Source organism: Deltaproteobacteria bacterium (assembly GCA_011773515.1).
Lineage (GTDB): Bacteria > Desulfobacterota > Deferrimicrobia > J040 > J040 > WVXK01.
Genome location: WVXK01000010.1, coordinates 1,637 through 2,269, shown reverse-complemented (window position 1 = coordinate 2,269; position 633 = coordinate 1,637). Strand labels below are relative to the sequence as shown.

The 633-nt window shown below is 57.5% G+C and carries 1 protein-coding gene; it reads right to left on the bottom strand.

Annotated elements, in window-relative coordinates; translation table 11 throughout:
- On the bottom strand, nucleotides 1-434 hold a 434-nt coding region (locus GTN70_01400), incomplete at its 3' end, for a glycosyltransferase (GenBank protein ID NIO15653.1).
- Nucleotides 435-633: the final 199 nt, after the last annotated feature.

The following is a 633-nucleotide window of genomic DNA, read 5'->3' as shown; positions in this document are numbered from 1 at the left end:
AGCCGCAGCATCTCTTTTGAGAGATTGTGCACGGTAATCGGCTCTGCCTGCCCGAGATCGCCGAAGAGAGTATCTTCGGCGGCCTGCGCCCTGTCACGTATGACGAGCCCGACGGTTCCGTACCGTCCCGCGCCGATCAGGGGCTTCCCGCAGGCCATCACTTCGATAGCTGCCTTCCCTGTTCCCACCACGAGGCGGGCTACCGAGAGCAGTTCCCGTACGTCCTTCCGAAAACCGAGAATTTTAACCGCATCCCTCTGCAGGGAGGAGTTCGTTTCCGCTCCGCACTCCCTCAGCATGTCGATGTCGTTGCCGTGTCCGACGAGCACCGCTGTTATTCCGGGGATCTTTTTTTCCACTTCTTTTGTGGATTCGACGAGAATTTGCGCAGGAAAGGTCTTCTTTCTCTCGAACCTGCCAACGACCATGACCACCGGGGTCTTTTCGCCGATTCTAAGCTCGCCGAGTATGCCCGGGTCGGGACGGCACCAGGTGAAGTGGGCGGGAGTCGATAGACGTGGGTATGATGGCGGTTTTTTCCTCGACTCACGGATATTTCCTCGTGATAGAGGATTTCACGTAATCCGATATGCAGATGATCCCGTCGGTGAGACCCAGGGGAATGCGGTTGGG